Origin of the sequence: Rhodovarius lipocyclicus (assembly GCF_009900765.1) — a bacterium.
In the GTDB taxonomy this organism is placed as follows: Bacteria; Pseudomonadota; Alphaproteobacteria; order Acetobacterales; family Acetobacteraceae; genus Rhodovarius; species Rhodovarius lipocyclicus.
In genome coordinates this window covers 13,974-38,278 of sequence record NZ_JAAABL010000026.1, presented here as the reverse complement: position 1 = coordinate 38,278, position 24,305 = coordinate 13,974, and the positions used below count along the sequence as shown (strand labels likewise).

Sequence of the window (24,305 nt, the reverse complement as noted above, 5' to 3'; positions counted from 1 at the left end):
GGCTCGGCCGCGCAACCCTTCGGAGATACCGCAGTGCTGGACCGCAATTGGCGCTCCCTGATCCGGCCGGAACGGCTGGACGTGGAGCCGGGGCAGGACCCCACCCGTACCGCCACCATCATCGCGGAGCCGCTGGAACGCGGCTTCGGCATGACGCTTGGCAACGCGCTGCGTCGCGTGCTGCTGTCCTCTCTGCAGGGCGCGGCCGTGACGGGCATCCGCATCGACGGCGTGCTGCATGAGTTCAGCAGCATCCCCGGCGTGCGTGAGGACGTGACGGACATCGTCCTGAACGTGAAGCAGCTCGCCATCCGCATGCAGGTCGATGGGCCCAAGCGCGTCACCCTCACGGCCAAGGGCCCTGGGGAAGTGACCGCCGCCCAGATCCAGACCACCGCCGACATCGAGGTCGCGAACCCCGAGCTGGTGCTGTGCACGCTGGATGAGGGCGCGACCCTCAACATCGAGTTCACGGTCCAGGGCGGCCGCGGCTATGTGCCCGCCTCCCAGAACCGCCCCGAGGATGCGCCGATCGGCTACATCCCGGTGGACGCGATCTACTCCCCGGTGCGCCGCGTGGCCTATCGCGTGGAGCCCACCCGCGTGGGTCAGCAGACGGACTATGACCGTCTGGTGCTCGACGTGGAAACGAACGGCACCCTGGCGCCGGATGACGCGGTGGCTGTGTCCGCCCGCATCCTGCAGGACCAGCTGCAGCTGTTCATCAACTTCGATGAGCCGCGTGAGCGCGAGACGGCCAAGGTCGAGGACGACCTGCCGTTCAACCGCAACCTGCTCCGCAAGGTCGATGAGCTGGAACTGTCGGTCCGCAGCGCGAACTGCCTGAAGAACGACAACATCGTCTACATCGGCGACCTGGTTCAGAAGACGGAGCAGGAAATGCTCCGGACCCCGAACTTCGGCCGCAAATCCCTGAACGAGATCAAGGAAGTTCTCGCGTCGATGGGTCTGGGCCTCGGCATGTCCGTGGCCGGCTGGCCGCCCGAGAACATCGAGGATCTCGCCCGAAAGATCGAAGAGCCCTTCTGACGGGCCTAAGGAGAGTAGTATGCGACACGGTATGGGCAATCGGAAGCTGGGCGTCACCTCCGCCCACCGTCTGGCCATGTTCCGCAACATGGCGACCAGCCTTCTGAAGCATGAGCAGATCACCACGACTCTGCCCAAGGCCAAGGAACTGCGTCCCTATGTCGAGCGGATCATCACCCTCGGCAAGCGTGGCGGGCTGCATGCGCGCCGCCAGGCCATCGCGCAGATCCGCGACGAGGCGGTTGTGGAGAAGCTCTTCACCACCATCGCCGACCGCTATAAGGCGCGTGCCGGTGGCTACACCCGCGTGCTGAAGGCGGGCGTGCGCTACGGTGACGCCGCTTCCATGGCGGTGATCGAGCTGGTGGAGCGCGATGTGGCGGCCAAGGGCCTCGGCAGCGGGCCGAAGCCGGAAGTGGCGGAAGCCGCCGAGGCGTAAAGCCGAGGCAGTTGAAGGCCAGGGCGCAAGCCTGAACGTTCAGGGCGGCGGGGCAACCCAGCCGCCCTTTTCGTTGTCATTCCCAGCGCATCTGCGCTTCTAGCTGCGGGTTGAAGCCGCGCATCCCTTCCCGCAACCCCTCCGGCCAGGGGGAGCGCAGCGGCGGCACCGACAGGCTGTTGCCGTTGCCCACCCACAGCATCACCGCCACCTGCTCGGAATGCGGGTCATAGGCCAGGAAGGCCCGGTTCTCCCCCAGCCTGGCCCAGGAGGACAGCCAGCCGCCATGCCAGGCCAGCGGCGGGCCCTCGCCCCGCAGCGCGTCGCTCAACTGGCGCTGGCGCCCGGCGGACATCACGCGCAGCCGGGGCCCCACCGCCGGGTGCATGGCCAGTGCCGCCACGGGCTGGCCGGGCAGGGCCGCGAATTCCGGCGGGATCGCCACCTGCTGCGCCAAGGCGGTGCCGGGCAGCAGCGCCAGCAGGGCGCGCTTAGTCCAGGCGGACATTGGCGGCCCTCACCATCGCACCCATCTCCTCGCGCCCGCGCAGGACAAAGCCGCTGAACTCGTCCGGGCTGCTGCCCACGGGTTCGGCGCCCAGCCCCAGCAGGCGCTCGCGCACCGCGGGTTCCTCCAGCGTGGCGCGCAGGGCGGCGTAGATCGCCCCCAGCAGGGGTTGCGGCGTGCCGGCGGGGGCGAACAGCCCCACCCATTCGGACAGCTCCACCCCCGCCAGCCCCGCCTCGGCGAAGGTCGGCACATCGGGCCGCAGGGCGGAACGCTGGGCATTGGCCACGGCCAGGAAGCGCGCCCGCCCGCTTTCCACCACCGGCCGCGCGCTGAGCACGGTGATGAACACGCCGTCCAGCGTGCCGGAGGCCAGGTCCCGCGCGGCGTCGGAGCCGCCGCGATAGGGCACGTGCACCACCTCGATCCCAGCGCGTTCCATGAAGCGCAGCACGCCCATATGGCCGGCGGTGGCATTGCCCTGGGTGCCCAGCGAGATCGCCCCCGGCCGCGCCTTGGCCTGGGCGATGAACTCCAGCAGCGTGGCGGCCGGGAAGCCGGGCTTCACCGCCAGCGCCTGCGGGAATTGCGTGACCATGGAGATGGGCGCGAAGGCCGTCGCGTAGTCGAAAGGCAGGCCGCGCAGCAGCGCGGGGTTCACGATGTGGGAGGATGCGTCGAGCAGCAGGGTATGCCCGTCGGCGGGGGCGCGGGCCACTTCGCCGCCGCCGATCGAGCCACTGGCGCCGGTGCGGTTTTCCACCACCAGCGGCTGGCCCAGAAGCTCTCCCATGCGGGGCGCGATGGCGCGGGCGGCGCTGTCGGCCGCCCCGCCGGCCGCGAAGGGCACGAGCAGGCGGACAGGGCGCGTGAACAGCGGCTGGGCGAAGGCCAGCCCGGGGGTTGCCAGCCCGGCGGCCAGCAGGTTGCGGCGGTGCATCATCATGCTGCGGCAGTCGCCCCGGGGCGCGGCGAGGTCAAGTCAACGATACTGGCCTAATCAATGATTGAGCGCGCGGGGCGGCGGGTCCAGCCTCATCCCCATGACCCACCGCGACCTGCCGCTCGGCAAAGCCTATCAGCTGCTGGAACCCGGCCCCACCGTGCTGCTGGCCACAGCCGCGCGCGGCCGCCCCAACCTGATGACCATGTCCTGGCACATGATGATGGAGTTCGAGCCGCCTTTGATCGGCTGCGTCGTCAGCGGCGGCAACCACAGCTTCGCGGCGCTGCGGCGGACGAAGGAATGCGTGATCGCCGTGCCCTCCGTCGCGCTGGCGGAGCAGGTGGTGGGGGTGGGCAATTGCTCGGGCCGGGATACCGACAAATTCGCCCGCTTCGGGCTGACGGCGCTGCCCGCCGCCACGGTGAAGCCGCCCCTGATCGCGGAATGCTTCGCCAATCTGGAATGCCGGGTGGTGAACACCCGGATGGTCAACGCCTTCAACATGTTCGTGCTGGAGGTGACGAAAGCCTGGACCGACCCGGCGCTGAAGGAACGCCGGATGATCCACCACCACGGCTATGGCAGCTTCGCCGTGGATGGGGAGATGATCCGGCTGAAGTCCCGCATGCGTTAATGCCGGGCCATCAGCCGGTCCAGGTCCAGCTCCGCGTGGCAGGCGACATAGCGGCCCTCGCGCCCCGGCATCGGTAGGGCGGTCAGCCCGATATCGGCATAGATGCGCAGCCATTCCGGCCCCACATCCCAGAAGGCGGGCCGCACGCCCGCGCGCTCACAGGCGTCGCGGAAGCGCCAGATCACGCTCACCCGGTCGGCCAGGTCGCCCGCCGGGTCGCCATGCGCCACCCAGATGGGCTTCTGGCGGGAGAAGGCGACGCCCGCCCGCCCGGCCTCGCCCAGCAGCAGCCCATCGGCCTCGGGCGGCACGAAGCCGCGCCAGGTGGCCAGCAGGGTGCGGGCCGCGGCGTCATAGGGCAGGGCGCGGATGCGCGCGGGGCGCAGCAGGCGCGCGAGGCCCACCAGCAGCAGCACCCCGGTCAGCCCCACGGTGAAGCGCAGCCCGTCCGGCACCCAGCTCTCGAACACCAGCTCCCACCAGGAGCTGTCGCGCATCTCCGCCCGCCGCCCGACCAGGGCCAGGGCGATGCCGCATAGCACCACGGCGGCCATGGGCAGCATGGCCTGGCTGCTCAGGGGTTCCGTGCGCAGGCGCGAACTGCGGTAGAAGGCACCGCGCATGGTCGCCAGCAGCGCCGCGATGGCGGGGAAGGGCGCCCAGCCGAACCAAGCCTCGCCGCGCATCCAGGCGATGGCACCGCCCAGCAGCAGCACGATAATGGACAGCCACCACGCGATGGACAGCCGCCGCACCAGCCCATAGCCCAGCACCACCAGCGCCGAGCCCAGCACGGAGGCCGCGAATTGCGAGGCGATGGCCAGCGTCGCGCTGCCCCAGATCAGCCGGTACTCCCCGGTGGCCGGCAGCGCGCCCAGGAACAGCAGCAGCGCGCCCGCCAGCACCACCAGCGTGGCCATGGCCGGGGCCTCCAGCGCCTCAGCCCCGCGGGAGGCCTGGGTGAAGCGGGCCAGGATGTGCCGGCGCTGGCTGATCTCGAACCCCGCGAACAGGAAGCCCGAGATGAACAGCGGCGCGATATAGTAATAGAGGCGGAACACCAGCAGCGCGCCGATCACCTCCGCCGTGCCCATATAGGGGGCGAGGCCGATCAGGATCGCGGTGTCGAACACCCCGAGTCCCCCGGGCACGGAGGCCACGATGCCCAGCGAATAGGCCGCCAGATAGATGCCGATGAAGCGGATCAGCGTCAGCCCCTCGGCCGGGGGCAGCAGCACATAGAAGATGGCGGCGGTGACGGCCACATCCACCGTGGCCAGCATGGTCTGGGCCAGCGCCATGCGCAGGCCCGGCAGCTCCACCTCATGCCCGAACACGCGCACCACGCGGAAGAAGCGCGAGAGCACCACATAGGCCGCGACAATGATCCAGAGCGGGATGGCGAGGCTCTGCAGGGCCCAGCGCGGGATATGCCCGCCGGCCCAGGGCAGCACCTCCGGCTCCAGCACCAGCACCAGCCCGCCCAGCGCCATGCCGCCCAGCCCGAAGGTTAGGGAGGTGAAGCCCACCACCTTCGCGATCTCCAGCGCCGAATAGCCCCATGCGGAATAGAAGCGCAGCCGCACCGCGGCGCCCGAGACGGCGGTGAAGCCCAGATTATGCGCCAGCGCATAGCCGCAGAAGCTGGCCATCAGGCTGCGCGACCAGCTGGCCGGCTTGCCGGCGTAGATGGAACCCAGCTTGTCGTAGATGGCGAGCACCAGATAGGCCAGCACGGTCAGCCCCGCCGCCATCCACAGCGCGTGGTGGGAGATGGCGCCCATCGCGGTGCGCACCTGCTCCACCGACAGGGAGCGGAATTCCCGCTGCACCACGAAGATGGCGCCCACCAGCAGCGCCAGGCCGAACACCGTGGCGCCGTAGCGCTTGAGGGCTGCGATCACCTGTCGAGCGCCGCCCGCACCACGTCGATGGTGCGCGGGATGCCATAGGCCGCGACGACCGAGCCGAAGCGCGGCCCCTCATCGGCGCCCAGCAGCACCTGGTACAGCGCGTTGAACCAGCCGCGCCCCACGCCCATGGAGCCGTCCTTGTTGGGCACCGCGAAGGGCTCGCGCCGGCCCGCGTCGTAGATGATGTCCTGGATGGCCTTCGCGCGCTCGGCGCCCGCCGGCATGTCCTCGATCGCGTATTGCGCGTCGCTCAGGCGCAGGATCAGGTCCTCCAGCCCTTCGCGTTCCTCGGGGGTCGGCGGGCGGGGCTTCAGGCCGGGGCGGACGAAATCCGCGCAATAGGCCACCGCGCGCTCCACCAGCACATCCAGGAAGGGGTGGGTCGCGGGCGAAGCCTCGGGCGCGTAGTTGCGCACGAAGGCCCAGAGGTCGTCCGGCGTCTCCGCCGCGCTGACGGCGGCCAGGTTCAGCAGGGTCTGGAAGGTCAGCGGGCTGGCGGCGGTTGCCGGCACCGCGCCGCCATGGATGTGCCAGGCGGGGTTGGCGGCGGCGTCGGGCATCGGCAGGGCGCGGGTGCGCTCCGCGTTCTGCAGATATTCGTCCACCGCGCGCGGGATCACGTCGAAGAACAGCCGCTTGGCGCGCGTCGGCTGGTTGTACATGAACTGGCTGAGGCTCTCGGGCGGGGCGTAACGCAGCCAGTCCTCGATGGTCAGGCCATTGCCCTTGGACTTGCTGATCTTCTGGCCCTGGTCATCCAGGAACAGCTCATAGGTCAGGTTCAGCGGCGGCTCGCCGCCCAGCGCCCGGCAGATGGCCGAGGACAGGCGCACGCTGTCGATCAGGTCCTTGCCCGACATCTCATAGTCCACGCCCAGCGCGAACCAGCGCAGCGCCCAGTCGGCCTTCCACTGCGCCTTGCAATGGCCGCCGGTGACCGGGGTTTCCCAGCGGCGGCCCTCATCGTCCTTCCACACCAGCGTGCCGTCGGCGCGCACTTCCTCCATCGGCACCTGCATCACCACCCCGGTCTCGGGGTGGATGGGCAGGAAGGGGGAATAGGTGGCGCGGCGGTCGGGGCCGAGCGTCGGGCGGATGATGTCGCACACCTGCTCATGGATCTCGGCCATGCGCAGCAGCGCCGCGTCGAAGCGCCCGCCGGTGTAGTATTCGGTCGAGGAGCCGAACTCGTATGCGAAGCCGAAGGCGTCCAGGAAGCTGCGCAGCCGGGCGTTGTTGTGCTGGCCGAAGCTGGGGTGGGTGCCGAAGGGGTCGGGCACGCGCGTCAGCGGCTTGCCCAGGGCCGCCTGCAGCAGCTCCTTGTTCGGCACGTTGTCGGGCACCTTGCGCAGGCCATCCATGTCGTCGCTGAAGGCGAGCAGGCGGGAGGGCAGGCCGGTGATCTGCGTGAAGGCGTGCCGCACCCAGCTGGTGCGCGCCACCTCGCCGAAGGTGCCGATATGGGGCAGGCCGGAGGGGCCATAGCCCGTCTCGAACAACGCCTCCGTTTTCCCGGCCTTGGCCAGGCGGTCGGCGAGCTTGGCGGCCTCCTCAATGGGCCAGGCCTTGATGGAGCGGAGTTCTGGATGGGCGGACATGCAGGCGGGAATGGCGCAACCCCCGGCCGGGGTCAATGCGGCAAAGCCCGCGCACCGGCGGCAACCAAACGTTCATGGAGGCAGGCTAGGACAAGGCATGACCTTTTGCCCGGAGCCGCCCATGCACAGCCAGGCCCAGCACGCCCCGGATATCGCCGGCCAGATCCGCGCCGAGATCGCGCCGCTGTTCGGCGAACTGCGCAGCTTCGTGGACCGCCGCATCGCGGAGCTGAGCGCCGAGGTCGCCGCATCCTCCCAGATGGCGGACATGGCGGAGGAGAACATCTCCGCCAAGCTGGGCCAGGTGCATGAGCAGATCGCCCAGCTGGTCGCCATCCCCGCCGCCAGCACCCGCAACAGCGGGCTGGAGCTGGAGGCGGTGGTCCAGGCCACCGAGACCGCCGCCAACACCATCATGGAGGCCACCGAGGCCATCCAGGACTGGATCACCAGCGGCCGGAAGGACGAAGCCTCGATCGAGGCGCTGTCGGAACGGGTGAACTCCATCTTCGAGGCCTGCAGCTTTCAGGACGTGACCGGCCAGCGCATCCGCCGCGCCATCCAGCACCTGCAACAGGTGGAGACGATGCTGGAGCAGATCGTGCCCGGCTCGACCCTGGCGGCCGCCCTGCCGCAGGTGGAGGTGCGCAACGAGCGCAGCACCGTCAGCGAGGCCGCCCAGGCGCAGCCCGACATGTCGCAGGCGGATATCGACGCGCTGTTGAACGGGTAGGGGCGCGCTACTCCGCCGGCAGCCACACCTTGAAGCACGCCCCCTGGCCGGGCTCGCTTTCGATCAGCAGCTGGCCGCGGTGCCGGTTCACGATGTGCTTCACGATCGCCAGCCCCAGCCCGGTGCCGCCGCTGGCGCGCCCGCGCCCGGCATCCACGCGGTAGAAACGCTCCGTCAGGCGCGGGATGTGCTCCTTGGGGATGCCCGGCCCGTCATCGGTGATGCTGAGCAGCACGCCCGGCCGGTTCGGCAGCCGGGCGCCGCCGGTCACGCGGCTGGCCGCGATGCGCACCAGACCGGCCGGCTTGCCGTGGCGCAGCGCGTTCTCGATCAGGTTGCGCAGCACCTGGGACAGCTGGGTGGCATCCGCCTGGGTCACGGGCAGGGTCTCGGGGGCCGAGACCTCCAGCGTCGCGCCGCGCGCGATGGGTTCCACCGCCGCCACCTCCGCGCGGATCAGCGCCGAGAGATCGGCCTTGCCCTGGGGCGGCTGGTGCTCCGTCAGCTCGATGCGGGACAGGCTCAGCAGGTCGTCGATCAGGCTTTTCATCCGCTCCGCCTGGCTGGCCATGATGGTCAGGAAGCGGGCGCGGGCCTCGGCATCGTCCTCGGCGGGGCCTTGCAGCGTCTCGATGAAGCCGATCAGGCTGGCAAGCGGCGAGCGTAATTCATGGCTGGCATTGGCGACGAAATCGGCGCGCATGCGCTCCACCGCCCGGGCCTCCGTGCGGTCGGACAGCACGATGACCAGCCGCCCGCCATCGGACAAGGGCGGGTCCATCGGGATGCACTGGGCCACGATATCGCGCTCCACCGGCACCGGCAGGCGCAGCTCGGTGATCTGGGCCTGGCCTTCGGTCAGGGCGCGCTCCACGGCGGCCGACAGGGCCGGGTGGCGCAGCATGGCGCCGAGGTCCCCGCCCGAGGGGGTTTCGCCCCGCGTACCGAAATGCTGGCGCGCGGCGGCGTTGGCGCGTAGCGGCGCCCGGTCCTCCCCCAGCACGATCAGCGGGTCCGGCAGGCGCTCCACGATGGTGGCGTCGGCGGCGCGCAGTTGGCCTTCGCGCTCGGCGCGCGCTTCCAGGCTGCGGGCCAGGCGCAGCAGGGCTTCCTCGATATCGGTCACGGCCGGCAGGCGCGGGGCGTGGAAGGGGGCCGAGAGCGGGTCCCCCTGCTCGGCGGCCAGGCGCAGGGCATCGGCCAGGCGCTGGATGTTCATCAGCCAGAACCAGGCCAGCGCCACCGACATGGCCAGGATGGCCAGGCAGGCGAGCGCCGCCTCGCCGGGGCGGATGCGCTCGGTGGCCAGGAACAAGGCCTGCACGGCCAGCGGCATGGCGCCCAGCAGCGCCGCCGTGCGCAGCAGCCGGCCCAGGGGCAGCACGGGCTAGCTGCCGGCCGCGGCGGGGACGGGCGCGGGTTCGCGCAGCGCCGGTTCCGCGTTGCGCCGCACCTCCAGAATGGCCAAGCCTCGCGCCAGCTCGCCATTCGGCAGCAGGCGGATGGGGCCGTCGGCGCCCTGGAAGGCCTCGCCGACCGGCAATTCGCGCCCGCCCTCACGCGCCGCGCGGCTGGCCAGGGCCGCGCCGTCATAGGCGGTGCCAGCCAGCCGCGCCGGGCGGCTGCCGAAGGCCGCGTTGTAGCGGTCGTCGAAGCCCGCGCGCACGGTGGGGTCCGGGCCCACGAACAGGGCGCCGGCCAGGGCGGGTTCCTGCGCGATGGAGCTGTCGCCCACCCACAGCTGCGTGCCGATCAGGCGCGGCATGGGATTCAGCCCGCTGCCCGCCAGCCCCTGGGCCAGCGCGCGGGACTGCACGCCCGACACGCCCAGCACCACCGCCTGCACGCCCCCCGCCGCATTGGCCGCGGCCAGGAAGGCCTGCAGCGCGGCCTCGGTGCCCGCGCCGCGATAGAGCTGGACCACCGGCGGCTGCATGCCGGCGGCGCCGGCGGCGTCACGGATGGCGGCGGTCAGGCGGCGGCCGAACTCATCCTCCTGCGCCAGCACACCGATGCGCTGCGCCCCCTGGGCCGCCTGGACGATGCGGCGGCCGACCTGGCTGGGGGTCACGCCCAGCACATACACGCCCTGGCCGGCCTGGGATTCGTCGCTGGTGAAGGCCAGCATCGGCACGCTGGCCGCGCGCGCGGTGCGGGCGGCGGCGGCGGTTTCGCCCAGCGTCAGCGGGCCGACCAGCACGGTCGCACCCCCGGCCAGCGCCTCACGCGCGGCCTCTGCGGCGCCGGTGCTGGTGGAGCGCGTGTCCTGCGGCAGGAACTCCACCCTGGGGTCGGCCTGGTCGAACAGCGCCAGCTGCGCCGCGTTCAGCATCGCCTGGCCCAGCGCGCCGTTGCTGCCGGACAACGGCAGCAGCAGCCCCACCCGGTTGCGCGCCGCCTGCGGGGTGGCGGGCAGGGCGGGGGCCTGGGCCGGGCCGGGCTGCCAGCCCAGCTGGGATTGCGGGCCCGGCTGCCACACCGGCGCCGGCTGGCGCACTTGCGGTGCGCAGCCGATCAGGGCCATCAGCATCAGCATGGGCAGGGCGGCCCGCGCCAAGGGGTGCCCCCAGGACATCGGAGCCAGATTCCCACATGCCGGATACCGAGTTGGACGACGCATCAAGAACTCCCCTTCCGCCCGGCGGCCTCGCCCTGGTGGCGACGCCGATCGGCAACATGGATGATTTCTCCCCCCGCGCCGTGGCAACCCTGGCCGGGGCGGAGGTGATATTGTGCGAGGACACGCGGGTTACCCAGAAGCTGCTTGTCCGTCACGGGCTTTCCATACCGCTTCGTCCTCTCCACGACCACAACGAGGACGATGAGATCCCTGGCATTCTGGTGAAATTGCGGTCTGGGGCGAAGGTTGCGCTCGTCAGCGACGCGGGTACACCCCTGGTCAGCGACCCGGGCTTCCGGCTGGTGCGGGCGGTGATCGAGGCGGGGCTGCCCGTTACCGGCATTCCGGGGCCGAGTGCCGCGGTGCTGGCGCTGACCCTGTCGGGCCTGCCGCCGCATCCTTTCATGTTCCAGGGCTTTCTGCCGCCGCGCGCCGGGCCCCGCCAGGCCGCCATCGCGCGGATCAAGGCGATGGAGCAGGCCGGGCTGTCCGCCACGCTGATCTTCTATGAGGCGCCGCACCGGGTGGCCGAGACCCTGGCCGCCCTGATCGAGGGGCTGGGCCCCGAACGCCCCGCCGCCCTGGCCCGCGAACTGACCAAGCGCTTCGAGGAAGTGCGGCGCGGCACCCTGGCCAGCCTGCTGGCCGGCGCCGAGTCCGACCCGCCGCGCGGGGAGGTCGTGCTGCTGCTGGGCCCGCCCGAGGATGCCGGGCAGGGCGCCGAGGACCTGGACGCGGCCCTGCTGGCGGCGATGGCTGGTATGTCCCTGCGCGATGCCGCGGCCAGCGTGGCCTTGGCGCAGGGACTGCCGCGCAAGGCCGTCTATGCCCGGGCGCTGGAGCTGGCGCGGGAGAATCCACGCACGGATTGATTCGCGATGTTGCATAGTGGGGGCATGTTTCGATAAGAATGAGTCACTTTTCCGGGTTATCCGGGGGGGATCGCCTGTCCCGAGTGGTTCCCATGGGGGTGGGGGCCACCGACCATCCTGGGGCAGGCCAGGGGAGTGTTCTGGATGCTCGATGTTTTTCGTGCTTCTGCTGTCATTGGCGGCAACGCCGCGCGCATGGGTGGCCCCGCCAGGGCCGGCCTGGCACTGGTGGTGCTGGCGGCGCTGAGCGCCTGCGGCAGCCAGCAGGCCGCGACCGGCCGGCGGCCCGTGGCGCATGTCGCGCAGACGCGCCCCTATGATCCGCCGGGGCCGCCGAGCGACCCCTGGGGCCCGTGGATCCGCGAGGCATCCCGTCGGCACGATGTGCCCGAGCGCTGGATCCGCGACGTGATGCGCCAGGAAAGCGGCGGGCGTTCCGCCGCCACCAGCCCCGTGGGCGCCATGGGGCTGATGCAGGTCATGCCCGGCACCTACCGCGAATTGCAGGCCCGTTACGATCTGGGGGACGACCCCTACCACCCCTATGACAACATCATGGCGGGTGCGGCCTATCTGCGGGAAATGTACGACCTGTACGGCTCGCCGGGCTTCCTGGCCGCCTACAACGCCGGCCCGCGCCGGCTGGAGAACTACCTCTACAACCGTGGATCCCTGCCGCAGGAGACGCGGAACTACGTCGCGCGCTTGGGCCCCAGCGTGATCCGCCACAGCCCGGTGCGCCGCGCGGCGCCCGAGGTGTACGCGGCGGCCGAGATCCCGGTGAACGTGCCGCCCGGCCCGCGCCGGATGGATTCCAGCACCATGGCGGCCCTGGCCGCGCAGCGCGCCATCCGCGACCAGGGCGCCCAGTACGCCCGCGCGCCGGACCCCGAGCCCACCATCGCGCCCGTGCGGGTGGCCTCCGCGGCGCCCGCCGCGCGCGGCCCTGTGGTGGCGATGGAACCGATCCCCGATGGCTCCACCCCCGGTGGCGCCGCGGCCCTGGCCGAAAGCGCCTCCCGCGCTTCCTCCGACGGCAGCGCGGCCTATACGGGCGGCAGCGCGCTGGCGGGCTATACGCCCCCGTCGCAGACGATCATCGCCGGCCGGATGGACCCGATCCCCGATGGCAGCACGCCCGAGGGTGCCGCCGCCCTGGCCGAAAGCGCCGCCCGTACCGAATCCACGCGGGCCCCGCAGCTGGCCATGGCCCCCCCGGCGCCGCGCGGCGGCTTCGCTCGCAGCCTGGGCTTCATCGGCACCGCGCAGGCCGCGACCATGCCGACGCTGAGCCCCGCCCTGCGCCCGGCCGTGGCCACCACCCAGTCCAGCTGGGCCATCCAGGTCGGCGCCTTCAACGACGAGCGCCAGGCGCGCGCGGCCGCCGAGACCGCGCGTTCCTCTGGCGGCCGGGTGGATGTGCAGCCGGTGCGGGTGGGCCGTTCCACCCTGTTCCGCGCTCGCATCATCGGCCTGTCGCAGAACGGCGCCCAGCAGGCTTGCGACCGTGCCCGCGGCCGTGGCCCCTGCATGGTGCTGAGCCCCGACGCCCAGAGCTGAGAGCCCCGCGTCCGGCTCTGTTGAGCCCTCCGGCGCCGCGTGCCATCAAAGGCATGAGGTTACGGAGGGTTTTCCATGTCTGACGGCCGGTTGTTCATCGGTAACAAGCGTTATTCCTCCTGGTCGCTGCGGGGCTGGCTGGCCGTGCACCTGGCCAAGCTGGATGTGGAGGAGGTGGTGATCCCCCTCGCGGGCGGTTCCACCCCCGCGATCAAGGAGGCCACGCCCGCCGGCCTGGTGCCCTATCTGGAGCACCATGGCGCCCGCGTGTGGGAGAGCCTGTCGATCATCGAATATTGCTCCGAGCACGCGGCGCTGTGGCCGCTCGCCCCGGTGCCGCGCGCCATGGCGCGCTCGGTGGCGGCCGAGATGCATGCGGGGTTCCGTGAGCTGCGCATGGCCATGCCGATGAATCTGGGCCGCGAATTCCCCGGCCAGCGCCGCACCCCCGGCGCCCTGGCCGATATCGCGCGCATCGAGGCGCTGTGGGCCGAATGCCTGGAGATCTCGGGCGGGCCCTATCTGTTCGGGCTGGACATCAGCGGGGCGGACATCATGTTCGCGCCCGTCGTGTGCCGCTTCCTGACCTGGCAGCCGGAACTCTCCGAGACCTCGCACCGCTATATCGAGCAGATGCGCGGCCACCCGCTGATGCACCGCTGGTATGAGGAAGCGCTGGCCGAGCCCGAGGCCTGGCAGCTGGACAAGTACGAGAACCCGGCATGAGCATCGCCCTCGCGCTCGACCACCTGGGCGTCTGCGCCCGGGAGCTGGGGCCGCTGGTCGCGGCCTATGAGAAGCTGGGCTTCGCGCTGTCGCCCATCGCGCAGCAATCGGGCAAGCGCCGGCCGGACCTGCCGGTGGAGCGGTTCGGCACCGGCAACCGCTGCGCCTTCCTGCGCCATGGCTATATCGAGCTGCTGGCGATCCTGGACCCCGCCCTGTTCGACAACCAGCTGGGCGGCTTCCTGGACCGCTATGCGGGGCTGCACATCCTGGCCTTGGGTGTGGCGGATGCCGAGGCCAACCTGGCCCGCATGCAGGCCGCCGGCATTCCCATCCCCGGCGTCGCCTGGCTGGAACGGCCGGTGGAGGCGGGCGACCCCCGCCGCGCCCGCTTCGCCCGGCTGCCGCTGCCCGACGCGCCCGAGGGGCGCATCCAGCTGATCCAGCACATGACGCCGGAGCTGGTCTGGCAGCCGCGCTGGATGGACCATGCCAACAAGGCCGACGCGCTGCTGGCGCTGGTGATGGCGGCCGAAAACCCGGCCGAGACCGCCACCCGCTTCTCCCGCTTGTCGGGCGTGCCCTTCGAGCCGGACCCGGCGGGCGGCTTCCGCCTGCGTTTCCCGGGCGCCGAGCGCGTGGCCGGCCCCGAGTCGCCGAAGCTGGAGACGGTGGTGCGCATCCTGGAGCCCGCCGCCCTGCCCAGCGTGCTGCCGGGCGTGACGGCGCCAGCGCTGCCCTTCATGGCCGGTATGGTGCTGCGCACCAGCGACGGCAACGCGGCGGTGCGCGCCCTGGGCCTGCCGCTGGTGGAAACCCCGGATGGCGGGCTGATGGTGCCGCCGGATCATGCGGGCGGCGCCGCCGTGGTGTTCCTGCCGTGAGCCATGCCACGGTTGGGGCAGCCGCGGTCGGCCGCAGCGTCCGGCTCTATCACGCCCCGGCGCGGCGGGCGGCGCTGGATGGCTTCTATGCGCGCTTCGTGAAGGCGGGTGGCCTCGCCTTCGATGTCGGCGCGCATGTGGGGGACCGGGCGGCGTGTTTCGCGCGGCTGGGCGCGCGGGTGGTGGCGGTGGAACCGCAGCCCCGCCTGGCGCGGGCGCTGCGGATGATCCTGCGCGGGGCCGATGCCACGCTGGTGCGCGCCCTGGTGGGCGAGGCCCCGGGCGAGGCCACCCTGCACCTGAACACCGCCAACCCCACCGTGGCCACCGCCAGCGCCGAATTCATCGCCGCCGCCGCCGGCGCTCCTGGCTGGGAGGGCCAGAGCTGGGACGCCACCCTGACCCTGCCGGTGACGACGCTGGACGCGCTGATCGCCGAATACGGCGAACCCGACTTCATCAAGATCGACATCGAGGGCTTCGAGGCGGCGGCGCTGGCCGGGCTCTCCTGCCCCGTGCCGGCGCTGAGTTTCGAGTTCACCACTATCCAGCGCGATGTGGCGGTGGTGGCGCTGCGGCGTTGCGTGGCGCTGGGGTACCGGGCCTTCAATGCCTCGCTGGGGGAAAGCCTGGAGATGGCGCACCCCGCCGCCCTGGACGCGGCGGCGTTGGAGGCCTGGCTGCTGGCGTTGCCGATGGAGGCGAACAGCGGGGACATCTACGCGGCGTTGGATCGGCACGCATTGAATCGTTGAATGGCTAATTGACTCATATTCTGGCGTGAAAATATAAACCACGGATGTGGTGCGGGATTTCCGCGCCGCCGTGTCACACCCGAAGGGAGCCGATCATGGCCCGCCAAGCACCGCCCGCCGTCACCCTCCTTCCGCGCCGCCGCCAGGCGCTGGGCCTGATGGCGGCGATGGGCTGTGCCGTGGGGCCTGCCTGGGCCGATGAGGCCTGGCCGTCGCGTCCCATCAAACTGGTGGTGCCCTGGCCCCCGGGCGGCCCGACCGACGTGTTCGCCCGCGTCGTGGCGCGAGAGCTGGCGTCGCGGCTCAACAACCCGGTCGTGATAGACAACCGCGCCGGCGCCACCGGCACGCTGGGCGGGCAGTATGTCGCGCGCAGCCAGGCGGATGGCTACACGCTGCTGTTCGCCAACACCACGGCCGTGATCGGCAGCATCGCGGCGCTGGGCGACGCGCCCAAGCCCTTCGACCCGCTGCGCGATTTCGCCCCGCTCGGCCTGCTGGTGGAATCGGCGGTGGTGCTCTGGGCCCACAGCTCCACGGGGCTGGCGAATTTCGGGCAGCTGCTGGCCCGCGCCCGCGACCGCGCGCAGCCGCCCGTCTCCTTCGGCACCACCGGCAGCGGGGCGGTCTCCGAGCTCGCGGTCGAGCAGTTGGCCCGGCATTTCGGGCTGGATCTGCTGAAGGTGCCCTATCGCGGCACCGCGCCGCAGGTGGCCGACCTGGCCGCGGGCCATGTGCAGATCGGCTCCGCCGACTATCCGGTGGCGGAGGGGCATTTCCAATCCGGCCGCCTGCGGCCGCTGCTGGTGATCGGCAAGCACCGCCTGCCGGAACTGCCGGACGTGCCGACCAATGCGGAATTCGGCATCACCGAACCGGATTTCACGATCTGGAACGGTGCTTTCGCGCCGGCCGCCACGCCCGCGCCCATCCTGGCCCGGTTGCGGCAGGAGCTGGAGGCGATCTCACGCGGGGAGGCCTTCCGCGCGGTGGCGGAAGGCAAGGGCAACCGGGCGACCTTCGTCACCGGGGAGGCCGCGACCGCCCGCCTGCGGGCGGAGCTGGAAGGCCGGCGGGCCTTCGACCAGCAGGCGGGGCGGGCGCAGGGGTAGCCCCGGCTACTCCATCCTGGCGCCGGAGATCCGCACCATCTCCTGCCAGGTCGGCCGTTCGGCGCGCACCCGCTCCCATACGGCTTCGGGCGTGCTGCCCAGCGCCTTCGCCCCGGCCCGCAGCACGCGCGCCTGCACGTTGGGGTCGCGGCCGATCTCCTGCATCAGGGCGCTGGCGCGCTGCACGATGGGGGCGGGCACATTCGCCGGGAAGGCGAAGGCGCACCAGCTTTCCACCTGGAAGTTCGCCACCCCGGATTCCGACAGGGTGGGCACATCCGGCAAGGTGGACCAGCGCTCGGCGCTGGAAACGCCCAGCGCGCGCATGCGTCCTTCCTGGATGATGGGGATGTAGCTGGCCAGATTGTCCAGCGCGAAGGTCAGGTCGCCCGCCAGCATGGCGGGGGTGATCTGCGCGGCGCCGCGGAAAGGCACATGCTGCCCATCCAGCGCCAGCCGCTGGCACAGGTAGGACCCCGACAGATGCGCCGTGGTGCCCACCCCCGGGCTGCCATAGCTGACGCCGCCCTGCCGCCCGCGCGCCCATTCCACGAATTGCGCCAGATTGGTCGCCGGGCAATGCGCCGTGGAGACCACCAGCACATTGGGCAGTGACCAGTGCATGGAGATCGGCTGCAGCTCGCGGTCCGGGCTGTAGGGCATGCGGGCGTAGAGGTAGGGGTTGATGGTCCAGCCGCCGACCGTGACCGGGCCCATGCTGTATCCGTCCGGGTGGGCCTTGGCCAGCGCGTCGGTGCCGATATTGCCGCCGGCGCCGGGGCGGTTCTCGATCAGGAAGGACTGGCCGGTCTTGGCCTGGAGCTGTTCGCAATACAGCCGCGTCAGCACATCGGTGGAGCCGCCCGGGGGCCAGGGCACGATGACGCGCACGGGCTTTTCGGGCCACTGGGCCTGGGCGGCGGCCAGGCCGGGGACGATCACGGGAGACGATAAGACGCTGGCCAGCGCGCGGCGGCGAGTAAGCATGTAGTTTCCTTCCCGACTTGGATTATTGCCCGCCAGAGTAGCGGCCGGGGCCGGGAAGGAAAGGGGGGATTACCGCGACGGATAAGGCCGCGGATACACCACCTGGTCCGCCGGGCCCGGCGGGCGGGGCGGGCCCGCGCGGCCGCAGGCGGCCAGCAGGGCCAGGGCGAGCAAGGCCGACAGCAGTCTCATGCCAGTTTCTCCTGCCATTCCTTGACCATGCGGGCCACGTTGGTGGGGGCGGTGCCGCCGAAGCTGGTGCGGCTGGCGGCGCTCGCCGCCGGGCTTAGCACGCCGAACACGCTGGCGGTGATGCGGGGCTCCACCTCCTGCATCTCGACCAGGGTCAGGCCCGACAGGTCCACGCCCATCTGCTCGGCCTTGGCGACCAGGCGGCCGGTCACGTGGTGGGCGTCGCGGAAGGGCATCTTCAGCTCCCGCACCAGCCAGTCGGCGAGGTCGGTCGCGGTGGAGAAGCCGGCGCCGGCGGCGGCGGCCATGCGGGCCAGGTCGGGCTTCATGTCGCGCACCATGGCGGCGGTGGCGGCCAGGCACAGCGACAGGGACTGGGCGGCGTCGAACACGCCTTCCTTGTCCTCCTGCATGTCCTTGGCATAGGTCAGGGCCAGGCCCTTCATCACCGTCAGCAGGCCGACCAGCGCGCCGTTGATGCGCCCGGTCTTGCCGCGCACCAGCTCCGCCGCGTCCGGGTTGCGCTTCTGCGGCATGATGGAGCTGCCGGTGGTCAGCCCGTCACCCAGGCGGATGAAGCCGAAGGCGGGGCTGGTCCAGATCACGATCTCCTCGGCGAAGCGCGACAGGTGGGTCGCGCAGATCGCGCAGGCCGAGAGGAATTCGAGGGCGAAGTCGCGGCTGGCCACGCTGTCCAGGCTGTTGCGGGTGGGGCGGTCGAAACCGAGGGAGGCCGCGGTCATGTGCCGGTCGATCGGGAAGCCCGTGCCGCACAGGGCGGCGGCGCCCAGCGGGCACTCGTTCATGCGGGTGCGGGCATCGCGGAAGCGGCCAAGGTCGCGCGACAGCATTTCCGTATAGGCCAGCATGTGGTGGCCGAGGGTGGTGGGCTGGGCCGGCTGCAGATGGGTGAAGCCCGGCATCAGCGTGCCGGTGTGCTCGGCGGCGACGGAGACGAAGGCGCGCAGACAGTCCTCGATCTGCTCCGCCAGCCCATCCAGCGCGTCGCGCACCCACAGGCGGAAATCGGTCGCCACCTGGTCGTTGCGGCTGCGGCCGGTGTGCAGGCGCTTGCCGGCCTCCCCGATGCGCTCGGTCAGGCGGGCCTCGATGTTCAGGTGGATGTCCTCCAGGGTCTCGTCGAAGGGGAAGCGGCCCTCGGCGATTTCCTGGGCGATGGATTCCATGCCCTGGCGGATGGCGGCCTCGTCATCGGCCGAAATGATCCCTACATGAGCCAGCATGCCGGCATGGGCGAGGCTGCCCCGGATGTCCTGCTGCCACAGCTTGCGGTCGAAGCCGATCGAGGCATTGATCTCACGCATGATGGCGGAGGGGCCTTCGGCGTAGCGGCCCCCCCACATCTGGTTGCCGGCACCGTCGTGATTGGGGATGGACACTGGAAGATGCACCCTTCGCAAGTTTTGCAAGCCATGCGCCGGAGGACGGCGCTGGGAGCGGTTCTAGCCATCCCCTTCGCCCCGCGTCCAGCGGGTGCGGCCTATCCGGCCGGGATTGTCACTGGCAACGGGTTGCAGAAGATCCGCCCCGGGCGGCGCCCGGCGCCCGATTTCGCCTTTCTGGAGGCTGACGGCACCAGCCGTTCCGCGAAGGATTTCCAGGGCAAGGCACTGCTGATCAACCTGTGGGCCACCTGGTGCCCGCCTTGCGTGGCGGAAATGCCCTCGCTGGACCGCGCGGCGGGCCTGCTGGCGGGCGAGGGCTTCGTGGTGCTGCCGCTGTCCTCCGACCGGGGGGGCGCGGCGCAGGTGCGCGGCTTCTATGAGCGCACGGCCGTGCGGCACCTGCCGGTGGCGCTGGACCCGCGCGGGGCGGCCGCCCGGGCCTTCGGCGCGCGGGGCCTGCCCACCACCGTTATCCTCGGGCGCGACGGCGAGGAAGTGGCCCGCGCCGAGGGCGATGTCGCCTGGGATGACGCGGAGGTGTTGGCGATGCTTCGGCGCCTGGCGTAGCGAGGCGGCGCCAGCCCCCCTAGACTGCCCCCACCAAGGGGCGGAACCGTGCAGCCAGCGACCAGAATCATGTTCCTCGCCGCGTCCATGACGGCGATTTCCCAGCTGCACCGGGCCTCGCTCAGCGCGCTGGGACCGGATGTGGCCAGGGATCTGGGCATGCCGCCGGCGGCGCTGGGGGCGGCGGGGGCGGCCTTCTTCTTCGCGCTGATGGCAGGGCAGATCCCGGTGGGCATCGCGCTGGACCGCATCGGCCCACGCCGGCTGACGCTGTGGCTGGCGCCCGCCGCCGTGGCGGGGGCGGCATTGCAGGCCTTCGCCCACGACGCCACGCAGCTGTGGCTGGCGCGTTTCCTGATGGGTATCGGCTGTTCGGCGGCCTTCATGTCCCTGGTGGTGCTGTGCACCAGCTGGGCCAAGGGGGCCGAGAGCACGCGCCTGCTGACGCGCGGCTTCGCCCTCAGTCAGATGGGGCTGGTGGTGGCGGGGCCGCCGCTGGCCATCCTCGCGGTCTGGAGCGGCTGGCGCGGGGCGCTGCTGGCCACGGCGCTGGTGACGGTGGCGGGGACGATCTGGTGGTGGCGGGACGCGCGCGATGCGCCGGAGGGCACGCCCCCCCGCCAGGTGCGCGAAACCCTGCTGGAGGCCTTCATCGGCCAGTTCACCGTCTGGGCCACCCCCGGGCTGGGGCGGCTGCTGAGCATGCATTCCGTGGGCTACGCCGCCGCCGCCACGGTGCTGACGGTCTGGGCCGGGCCCTATCTGCGGGATGTGCAGGGGCTGGACGCCACGGGGCGCGGCTGGGTGCTGCTGGCGATGGTCGCGGGGCTGCCCGCCGGGCTGCTGCCGCTGCCGCGCATCGAACGCGCCCTGGGCGGGCGGCTGCGCACGGTGGTGACGGGCGCGCTGAGCAGCGCCGCCCTGCTGGCCGCGCTGGCGCTGGTGCCGGGCCTGCCGCTGTGGGCGGCCACGCTGCTGCTGGTGGGGCTATGCGTCACCAGCGCCTATCCGGTGCTGGTGGTGGCGGAAAACCGCGCCCTGTTCCCCGACCACATGGCCGGGCGCGCCGCGACCACCCTGAACCTGGCCCAGGTGCTGGGCAGCGCCGCTTTGCCGCTGGGGGTGGGCTGGGTGGTCGGCGCCTGGCCGGAGGTGGGGGGCATGCGCCCCGAGGCCGCCTATCGCGCCGGCTTCGGGCTGATCGCCTTCTGCCTTGTGCTGGGCGTCTCGGGCTATGCCTACCTGCCGCGCGGGCGGGGCAGGTAGGGCGCTACTGGACCTGGCGCGTCGTGCCGTCGGGCATGTGCTCCAGCACCACGCCGCCGCCATTGTAGGCACCGTCGCCCACGCGCTGGGTGGGCAGGGTCACGCCCGCCAGAGGCTCCGCGGGGCTGGGGCGGCCCAGCACCAGGGTCGGGGCGGCCGGGGGCACCGGCACCGGGGCGGGCGCCGCCATCGGCGTCATCACCGGGTGGTTCATCGGCAGGTTGGGGGAGGGCCCGCCGCTCTGCGCCTGCGCACCCACGGCGCCCAGGCTGAGGACGCCGGCCAGGATCAGCGTGTATCGGGACATGTGCGTCTTCCTCTCAGTGCGTGTCATGAGAGAAGAACGCCGGCCGGCCCTGCGGGTTGCCCCGCCGGGGAGGGGACACAAAAAAAGGGAGGGCCAGGGCCCTCCCTTCCGCATCCGGACCAAGGCCCGAAGGTTACAGCGCGCCGCCCTTGCGGCCCGCCATCGCACCCAGGCGCAGGCGCAGCGCGTTCAGCTTGATGAAGCCCTGGGCGTCGAACTGGTCGTAGGCGCCCTGGTCGTCCTCGAAGGTCACGTGCTTCATCGAGTACAGGCTGTTCGGCGACTGCCGGCCCGTCACGATGGTGTTGCCCTTGTACAGCTTCAGCCGGACGGTGCCGGAGACGCTGGCCTGGCTCTCATCCACCATCGCCTGGATCATCCGGCGTTCCGGCGAGAACCAGAAGCCGTTGTAGATCAGCTCCGCGTACTTGGGCATCAGGCTGTCCTTGAGGTGCGCGACCTCACGATCCAGGGTGATGCTCTCGATAGCGCGGTGCGCCACGTACAGGATGGTGCCGCCCGGCGTCTCGTAGCAGCCGCGGGACTTCATGCCGACGAAGCGGTTCTCCACCAGGTCCAGCCGGCCGATGCCGTTGGCCTTGCCCAGCGCGTTCAGCTTGGTCAGCAGCGTGGCCGGAGACATCCGCTCGCCATTGATCGCCACGGCGTCGCCGCGCTCGAACTCGATGGTGATCTCGGTGGCCACATCGGGCGCGTCCTCGGGGCGGATGGTGCGCTGCCAGACGATCTCCGGCGGCTCGTCCCAGGGCTCCTCCAGGATCTTGCCCTCGCTGCTGCTGTGCAGCAGGTTCGCGTCCACGCTGAACGGGGCCTCGCCGCGCTTGTCCTTGGCGATGGGGATCTGGTTCGCTTCCGCGAATTCCAGCAGCCGGGTGCGGCTGGTCAGGTCCCATTCGCGCCAGGGCGCGATCACCTTCACGTCCGGCTTCAGCGAGTAGTAGCCGATCTCGAAGCGGACCTGGTCGTTGCCCTTGCCGGTCGCGCCGTGGCTGACGGCATCGGCGCCCACCTTCTCCGCGATCTCGATCTGGCGCTTGGCGATCAGCGGCCGCGCGATCGAGGTGCCGAGCAGGTAGCAGCCCTCATACAGGGCATTGGCGCGGAACATCGGGAAGACGAAGTCGCGGGTGAATTCCTCGCGCAGGTCGTCGATGAAGATGTTCTCGGGCTTGATGCCGAGCAGCAACGCCTTGTCGCGTGCCGGGCCCAGCTCCTCACCCTGGCCGAGGTCGGCGGTGAAGGTCACCACCTCGCAACGGTAGGTGGTCTGCAACCATTTCAGGATCACGCTGGTGTCGAGCCCGCCGGAATAGGCGAGCACGACCTTCTTCACATCCTTCACGCGCATCTCGGCCTCAACTCCTGCCAGAAGTGGCGCGCATAGCCCTGGGCGGGCGGGCTGGCAACCGGGGCAGGCGCGCAGAGGCCTTTCCATGACAGGGGTGGCAACCTTCGGGGGGAAAGACCATTCTGCCGCCATGACTCTTGAAGCCGATCTGTTGCTGGACCGCCGGCGCCTGAAATCCAGGCTGTTGCGCTGGCGCGTGCTGGCCGTGTTGCTGGGCGCGCTGGCGCTGGGGGCGCTGCTGCCCGGCGGGATGTCCCATGGGCTGGTGCCCGGGCTGGGGGGCGATTACGTCTCCCGCCTCGAGATCCGGGGCACCATCACCGAGGACCGGCGGGTGCTGGAGGCGCTGGAGCGCGTGCGGCGCGACGACAATGCCCGCGCGCTGATCCTGGCCATCGACAGCCCGGGCGGCAGCGTGGTGGGCGGGCAATCCCTGCATGACGCGCTGCGCCGGCTGGCCGCCGACAAGCCCGTGGTGGCCGTGATGGGCACCACCGCGGCCAGCGCCGGCTACATGATCGCGCTGCCCGCCAGCCGCGTCTTCGCGCGGGAGGGCAGCGTCACCGGCTCCATCGGCGTGCTGCTGCAGAGCTTCGAGGCGAGCGAGCTGATGGCGCGGCTGGGCGTGCGGGCGGAGACCATCGCCTCCGGCATCCTGAAGGACCAGCCGAGTCCCTTCCGGCCCCTCAGCCCCGAAGGGCGCGCGGCGCTCGAATCCGTCGTGCTCGACATGCAGTCACAATTCGTCACGATGGTGGCCCAGGGCCGCCATTTGTCCGAGGAAAGAGTGCGGGAATTGGCGGATGGCCGCGTGTTTTCGGGCCGCCAGGCCTTGTCCGCCGGGCTGATCGACGCCCTGGGCGGCGAGCGCGAGGCCAGGGCCTGGCTGGCCGAGAGCCGCGAGATCCCCGAGGATCTGCCCGTGCGCACCCTGCGCAGCCGCAGCTGGTCCGAGCGGATGCTGGATGCGGGTGCCGAAAGCCTGGGCCAGGCCCTGTTCCGTGCGTTTTTCGGTGAGGGCGGCCTGCGAGCCGCGCTGCAACATTGACATGCTGTAAGCCATGCGCCAGCGTTTTAGTCCATGATTGAGAGCGGTTCGCATGCGCGCGGCACCCGGTGGGTGGCTGGCGATTTCGCGCTTGGCGAGGCCGTTGCGGTCTCGGGTATGCAACTCGGGGGAAGCCATGACCAGAAGTGAACTCATCGCCCAGCTTGCCGCCGAGAACCCGCATCTGCGGCACTCGGATGTGGAAGCGATCGTGACGACGATTTTCGAAGAAATCACCGCGACCCTGTCCGAGGGACGGCGCGTGGAACTGCGTGGCTTCGGCGCGTTCTCCGTGAAGCGACGCGATCCGCGCACGGGCCGCAACCCGCGCACCGGCGAGTCGGTGGAGGTGTCCGGCAAGGCCGTGCCCTTCTTCAAGCCGGGCAAGGAGCTGCGCGAGGTGGTGAATGGCGGCCCGCCGCAGGCCGGCGCGCCCAAACCCCCGGCCCGGCCCGCCAAGACCAAGGCCTGACCCATGCGCTGGCTGCTGTTGCTGCCGTTTCTGCTGCTGCTGGCCCTGTTCGCCGCCAGCAACCGTGAGGATGTCGCCCTGCGCCTGTGGCCGCTGGATGCCAGCCTGGCCCTGCCGCTGTGGCTGGCTGTGCTGGGCACGGCCGGGCTGTTCCTGATCCTGGGCTCGGTGCTGGGCTGGGCCGCCGCCGTGCCCGCGCGGCGCCGCCTGCGGGAATTGCAGCGCGCGGCGAATATCATGGAAGGCGAACTGGTGGCGCTGCGGCGCGAACAGGAAGCCGCGCCGGAAGGCAGCCCCCAAGCCAGCAAGTTGCCGCAGCTGGCGGGGTAAGGGTTGAGAGG

Annotated in this window: 26 protein-coding genes; 15 read left to right on the top strand and 11 right to left on the bottom strand. The window is 71.2% G+C overall.

Features of this window, described 5'->3' with window-relative positions:
* Positions 1-33 precede the first annotated feature (33 nt).
* Together GT007_RS15480 and rplQ are read left to right on the top strand one after the other, a co-directional pair.
* Entirely contained in the window at positions 34-1,050 is a 1,017-nt protein-coding gene (locus GT007_RS15480) for a DNA-directed RNA polymerase subunit alpha (RefSeq protein WP_160122529.1), read from the top strand.
* Positions 1,051-1,069: 19 nt separating this feature from the next.
* The gene (gene rplQ / locus GT007_RS15475; protein WP_160122528.1) at positions 1,070-1,489 is read left to right on the top strand and encodes a 50S ribosomal protein L17; all 420 of its coding nucleotides are present in this window, start codon (positions 1,070-1,072) and stop codon (positions 1,487-1,489) included.
* A gap of 76 nt (positions 1,490-1,565) precedes the next feature.
* Here rplQ and GT007_RS15470 read toward each other — a convergent pair whose 3' ends face one another.
* Both GT007_RS15470 and GT007_RS15465 read right to left on the bottom strand, forming a co-directional pair.
* Positions 1,566-1,997: a hypothetical protein gene (locus GT007_RS15470; RefSeq protein WP_160122527.1), complete on the bottom strand. Its 432-nt coding sequence runs from the start codon at positions 1,995-1,997 to the stop codon at positions 1,566-1,568.
* Positions 1,981-2,943, bottom strand: coding sequence for a Bug family tripartite tricarboxylate transporter substrate binding protein (locus GT007_RS15465; RefSeq protein ID WP_236571690.1), 963 nt, complete (start codon positions 2,941-2,943; stop codon positions 1,981-1,983). Before GT007_RS15465 ends, GT007_RS15470 begins: the two co-directional genes overlap by 17 nt.
* 97 nt (positions 2,944-3,040) lie before the next feature.
* On the opposite strand from GT007_RS15465, the gene GT007_RS15460 reads away from it, so the two are divergent.
* Positions 3,041-3,577: a flavin reductase family protein gene (locus tag GT007_RS15460; protein ID WP_160122526.1), complete on the top strand. Its 537-nt coding sequence runs from the start codon at positions 3,041-3,043 to the stop codon at positions 3,575-3,577.
* On the opposite strand, the gene GT007_RS15455 is transcribed toward GT007_RS15460, so the two are convergent.
* Complete coding sequence (locus tag GT007_RS15455) at positions 3,574-5,481, bottom strand: phosphatidylglycerol lysyltransferase domain-containing protein (RefSeq protein ID WP_160122525.1); 1,908 nt, start codon at positions 5,479-5,481, stop codon at positions 3,574-3,576. The two genes, GT007_RS15460 and GT007_RS15455, sit on opposite strands and share 4 nt — an antisense overlap.
* A complete protein-coding gene (locus GT007_RS15450) occupies positions 5,478-7,088 on the bottom strand; it encodes a lysine--tRNA ligase (protein WP_160122524.1) in 1,611 nt (536 codons plus the stop codon). Before GT007_RS15450 ends, GT007_RS15455 begins: the two co-directional genes overlap by 4 nt.
* A 97-nt stretch (positions 7,089-7,185) precedes the next feature.
* Between GT007_RS15450 and GT007_RS15445 the strand changes: the two genes are divergently transcribed.
* On the top strand, positions 7,186-7,821 hold the full coding sequence (locus tag GT007_RS15445) for a protein phosphatase CheZ (RefSeq protein ID WP_201451939.1): 636 nt from the start codon (positions 7,186-7,188) through the stop codon (positions 7,819-7,821).
* 7 nt (positions 7,822-7,828) lie between these two features.
* On the opposite strand, the gene GT007_RS15440 is transcribed toward GT007_RS15445, so the two are convergent.
* Entirely contained in the window at positions 7,829-9,205 is a 1,377-nt protein-coding gene (locus tag GT007_RS15440; protein WP_236571689.1) for an ATP-binding protein, read from the bottom strand.
* 3 nt (positions 9,206-9,208) lie between these two features.
* Positions 9,209-10,396, bottom strand: coding sequence for a penicillin-binding protein activator (locus GT007_RS15435; RefSeq protein ID WP_160122523.1), 1,188 nt, complete (start codon positions 10,394-10,396; stop codon positions 9,209-9,211).
* A 17-nt stretch (positions 10,397-10,413) separates the two neighbouring features.
* On the opposite strand from GT007_RS15435, the gene rsmI reads away from it, so the two are divergent.
* The 6 genes from rsmI (at position 10,414) to GT007_RS15405 (ending at position 16,350) form a co-directional block, all read left to right on the top strand.
* Positions 10,414-11,313, top strand: coding sequence for a 16S rRNA (cytidine(1402)-2'-O)-methyltransferase (gene rsmI / locus GT007_RS15430; RefSeq protein WP_160122522.1), 900 nt, complete (start codon positions 10,414-10,416; stop codon positions 11,311-11,313).
* A 144-nt stretch (positions 11,314-11,457) separates the two neighbouring features.
* The gene (locus tag GT007_RS15425) at positions 11,458-12,873 is read left to right on the top strand and encodes a transglycosylase SLT domain-containing protein (RefSeq protein ID WP_160122521.1); all 1,416 of its coding nucleotides are present in this window, start codon (positions 11,458-11,460) and stop codon (positions 12,871-12,873) included.
* A 75-nt stretch (positions 12,874-12,948) separates the two neighbouring features.
* Entirely contained in the window at positions 12,949-13,599 is a 651-nt protein-coding gene (locus tag GT007_RS15420; RefSeq protein ID WP_160122520.1) for a glutathione S-transferase, read from the top strand.
* A complete protein-coding gene (locus tag GT007_RS15415) occupies positions 13,596-14,483 on the top strand; it encodes a VOC family protein (protein WP_160122519.1) in 888 nt (295 codons plus the stop codon). Before GT007_RS15420 ends, GT007_RS15415 begins: the two co-directional genes overlap by 4 nt.
* Entirely contained in the window at positions 14,480-15,238 is a 759-nt protein-coding gene (locus GT007_RS15410; RefSeq protein WP_160122518.1) for an FkbM family methyltransferase, read from the top strand. The genes GT007_RS15415 and GT007_RS15410 overlap by 4 nt, the downstream gene beginning before the upstream one ends.
* A gap of 95 nt (positions 15,239-15,333) precedes the next feature.
* Positions 15,334-16,350: a Bug family tripartite tricarboxylate transporter substrate binding protein gene (locus tag GT007_RS15405; RefSeq protein WP_201451938.1), complete on the top strand. Its 1,017-nt coding sequence runs from the start codon at positions 15,334-15,336 to the stop codon at positions 16,348-16,350.
* Positions 16,351-16,356: 6 nt separating this feature from the next.
* On the opposite strand, the gene GT007_RS15400 is transcribed toward GT007_RS15405, so the two are convergent.
* The 3 genes from GT007_RS15400 to argH all read right to left on the bottom strand — a co-directional run bounded on the left by GT007_RS15400 (position 16,357) and on the right by argH (position 18,893).
* Positions 16,357-17,337: a Bug family tripartite tricarboxylate transporter substrate binding protein gene (locus GT007_RS15400; RefSeq protein ID WP_160122517.1), complete on the bottom strand. Its 981-nt coding sequence runs from the start codon at positions 17,335-17,337 to the stop codon at positions 16,357-16,359.
* Positions 17,338-17,406: 69 nt separating this feature from the next.
* Complete coding sequence (locus tag GT007_RS22820) at positions 17,407-17,529, bottom strand: hypothetical protein (RefSeq protein WP_268894557.1); 123 nt, start codon at positions 17,527-17,529, stop codon at positions 17,407-17,409.
* Entirely contained in the window at positions 17,526-18,893 is a 1,368-nt protein-coding gene (argH, locus tag GT007_RS15395) for an argininosuccinate lyase (protein ID WP_160122554.1), read from the bottom strand. The genes GT007_RS22820 and argH overlap by 4 nt, the downstream gene beginning before the upstream one ends.
* A gap of 168 nt (positions 18,894-19,061) precedes the next feature.
* On the opposite strand from argH, the gene GT007_RS15390 reads away from it, so the two are divergent.
* Both GT007_RS15390 and GT007_RS15385 read left to right on the top strand, forming a co-directional pair.
* Positions 19,062-19,502, top strand: coding sequence for a TlpA family protein disulfide reductase (locus GT007_RS15390; protein ID WP_236571688.1), 441 nt, complete (start codon positions 19,062-19,064; stop codon positions 19,500-19,502).
* An 87-nt stretch (positions 19,503-19,589) separates the two neighbouring features.
* A complete protein-coding gene (locus tag GT007_RS15385) occupies positions 19,590-20,768 on the top strand; it encodes an MFS transporter (RefSeq protein ID WP_160122515.1) in 1,179 nt (392 codons plus the stop codon).
* 4 nt (positions 20,769-20,772) lie between these two features.
* Here the strand turns inward: GT007_RS15385 and GT007_RS15380 are convergent, their stop codons facing one another.
* Both GT007_RS15380 and GT007_RS15375 read right to left on the bottom strand, forming a co-directional pair.
* Positions 20,773-21,075 carry a hypothetical protein gene (locus tag GT007_RS15380; RefSeq protein WP_160122514.1) on the bottom strand — a complete coding sequence of 101 codons (303 nt, stop codon included), beginning with the start codon at positions 21,073-21,075 and terminating at the stop codon, positions 20,773-20,775.
* Positions 21,076-21,208: 133 nt separating this feature from the next.
* Positions 21,209-22,444, bottom strand: coding sequence for an argininosuccinate synthase (locus tag GT007_RS15375; protein WP_160122513.1), 1,236 nt, complete (start codon positions 22,442-22,444; stop codon positions 21,209-21,211).
* A gap of 130 nt (positions 22,445-22,574) precedes the next feature.
* On the opposite strand from GT007_RS15375, the gene sppA reads away from it, so the two are divergent.
* From sppA to GT007_RS15360, 3 genes are read left to right on the top strand one after another with little or no spacing between them, the layout of a single operon-like run.
* Complete coding sequence (gene sppA, locus GT007_RS15370) at positions 22,575-23,492, top strand: signal peptide peptidase SppA (protein WP_160122512.1); 918 nt, start codon at positions 22,575-22,577, stop codon at positions 23,490-23,492.
* Between the two features lie 52 nt (positions 23,493-23,544).
* The gene (gene ihfB, locus GT007_RS15365) at positions 23,545-23,964 is read left to right on the top strand and encodes an integration host factor subunit beta (protein WP_160122511.1); all 420 of its coding nucleotides are present in this window, start codon (positions 23,545-23,547) and stop codon (positions 23,962-23,964) included.
* Positions 23,965-23,967: 3 nt separating this feature from the next.
* Positions 23,968-24,294: a LapA family protein gene (locus tag GT007_RS15360; protein ID WP_160122510.1), complete on the top strand. Its 327-nt coding sequence runs from the start codon at positions 23,968-23,970 to the stop codon at positions 24,292-24,294.
* Positions 24,295-24,305 lie beyond the last annotated feature (11 nt).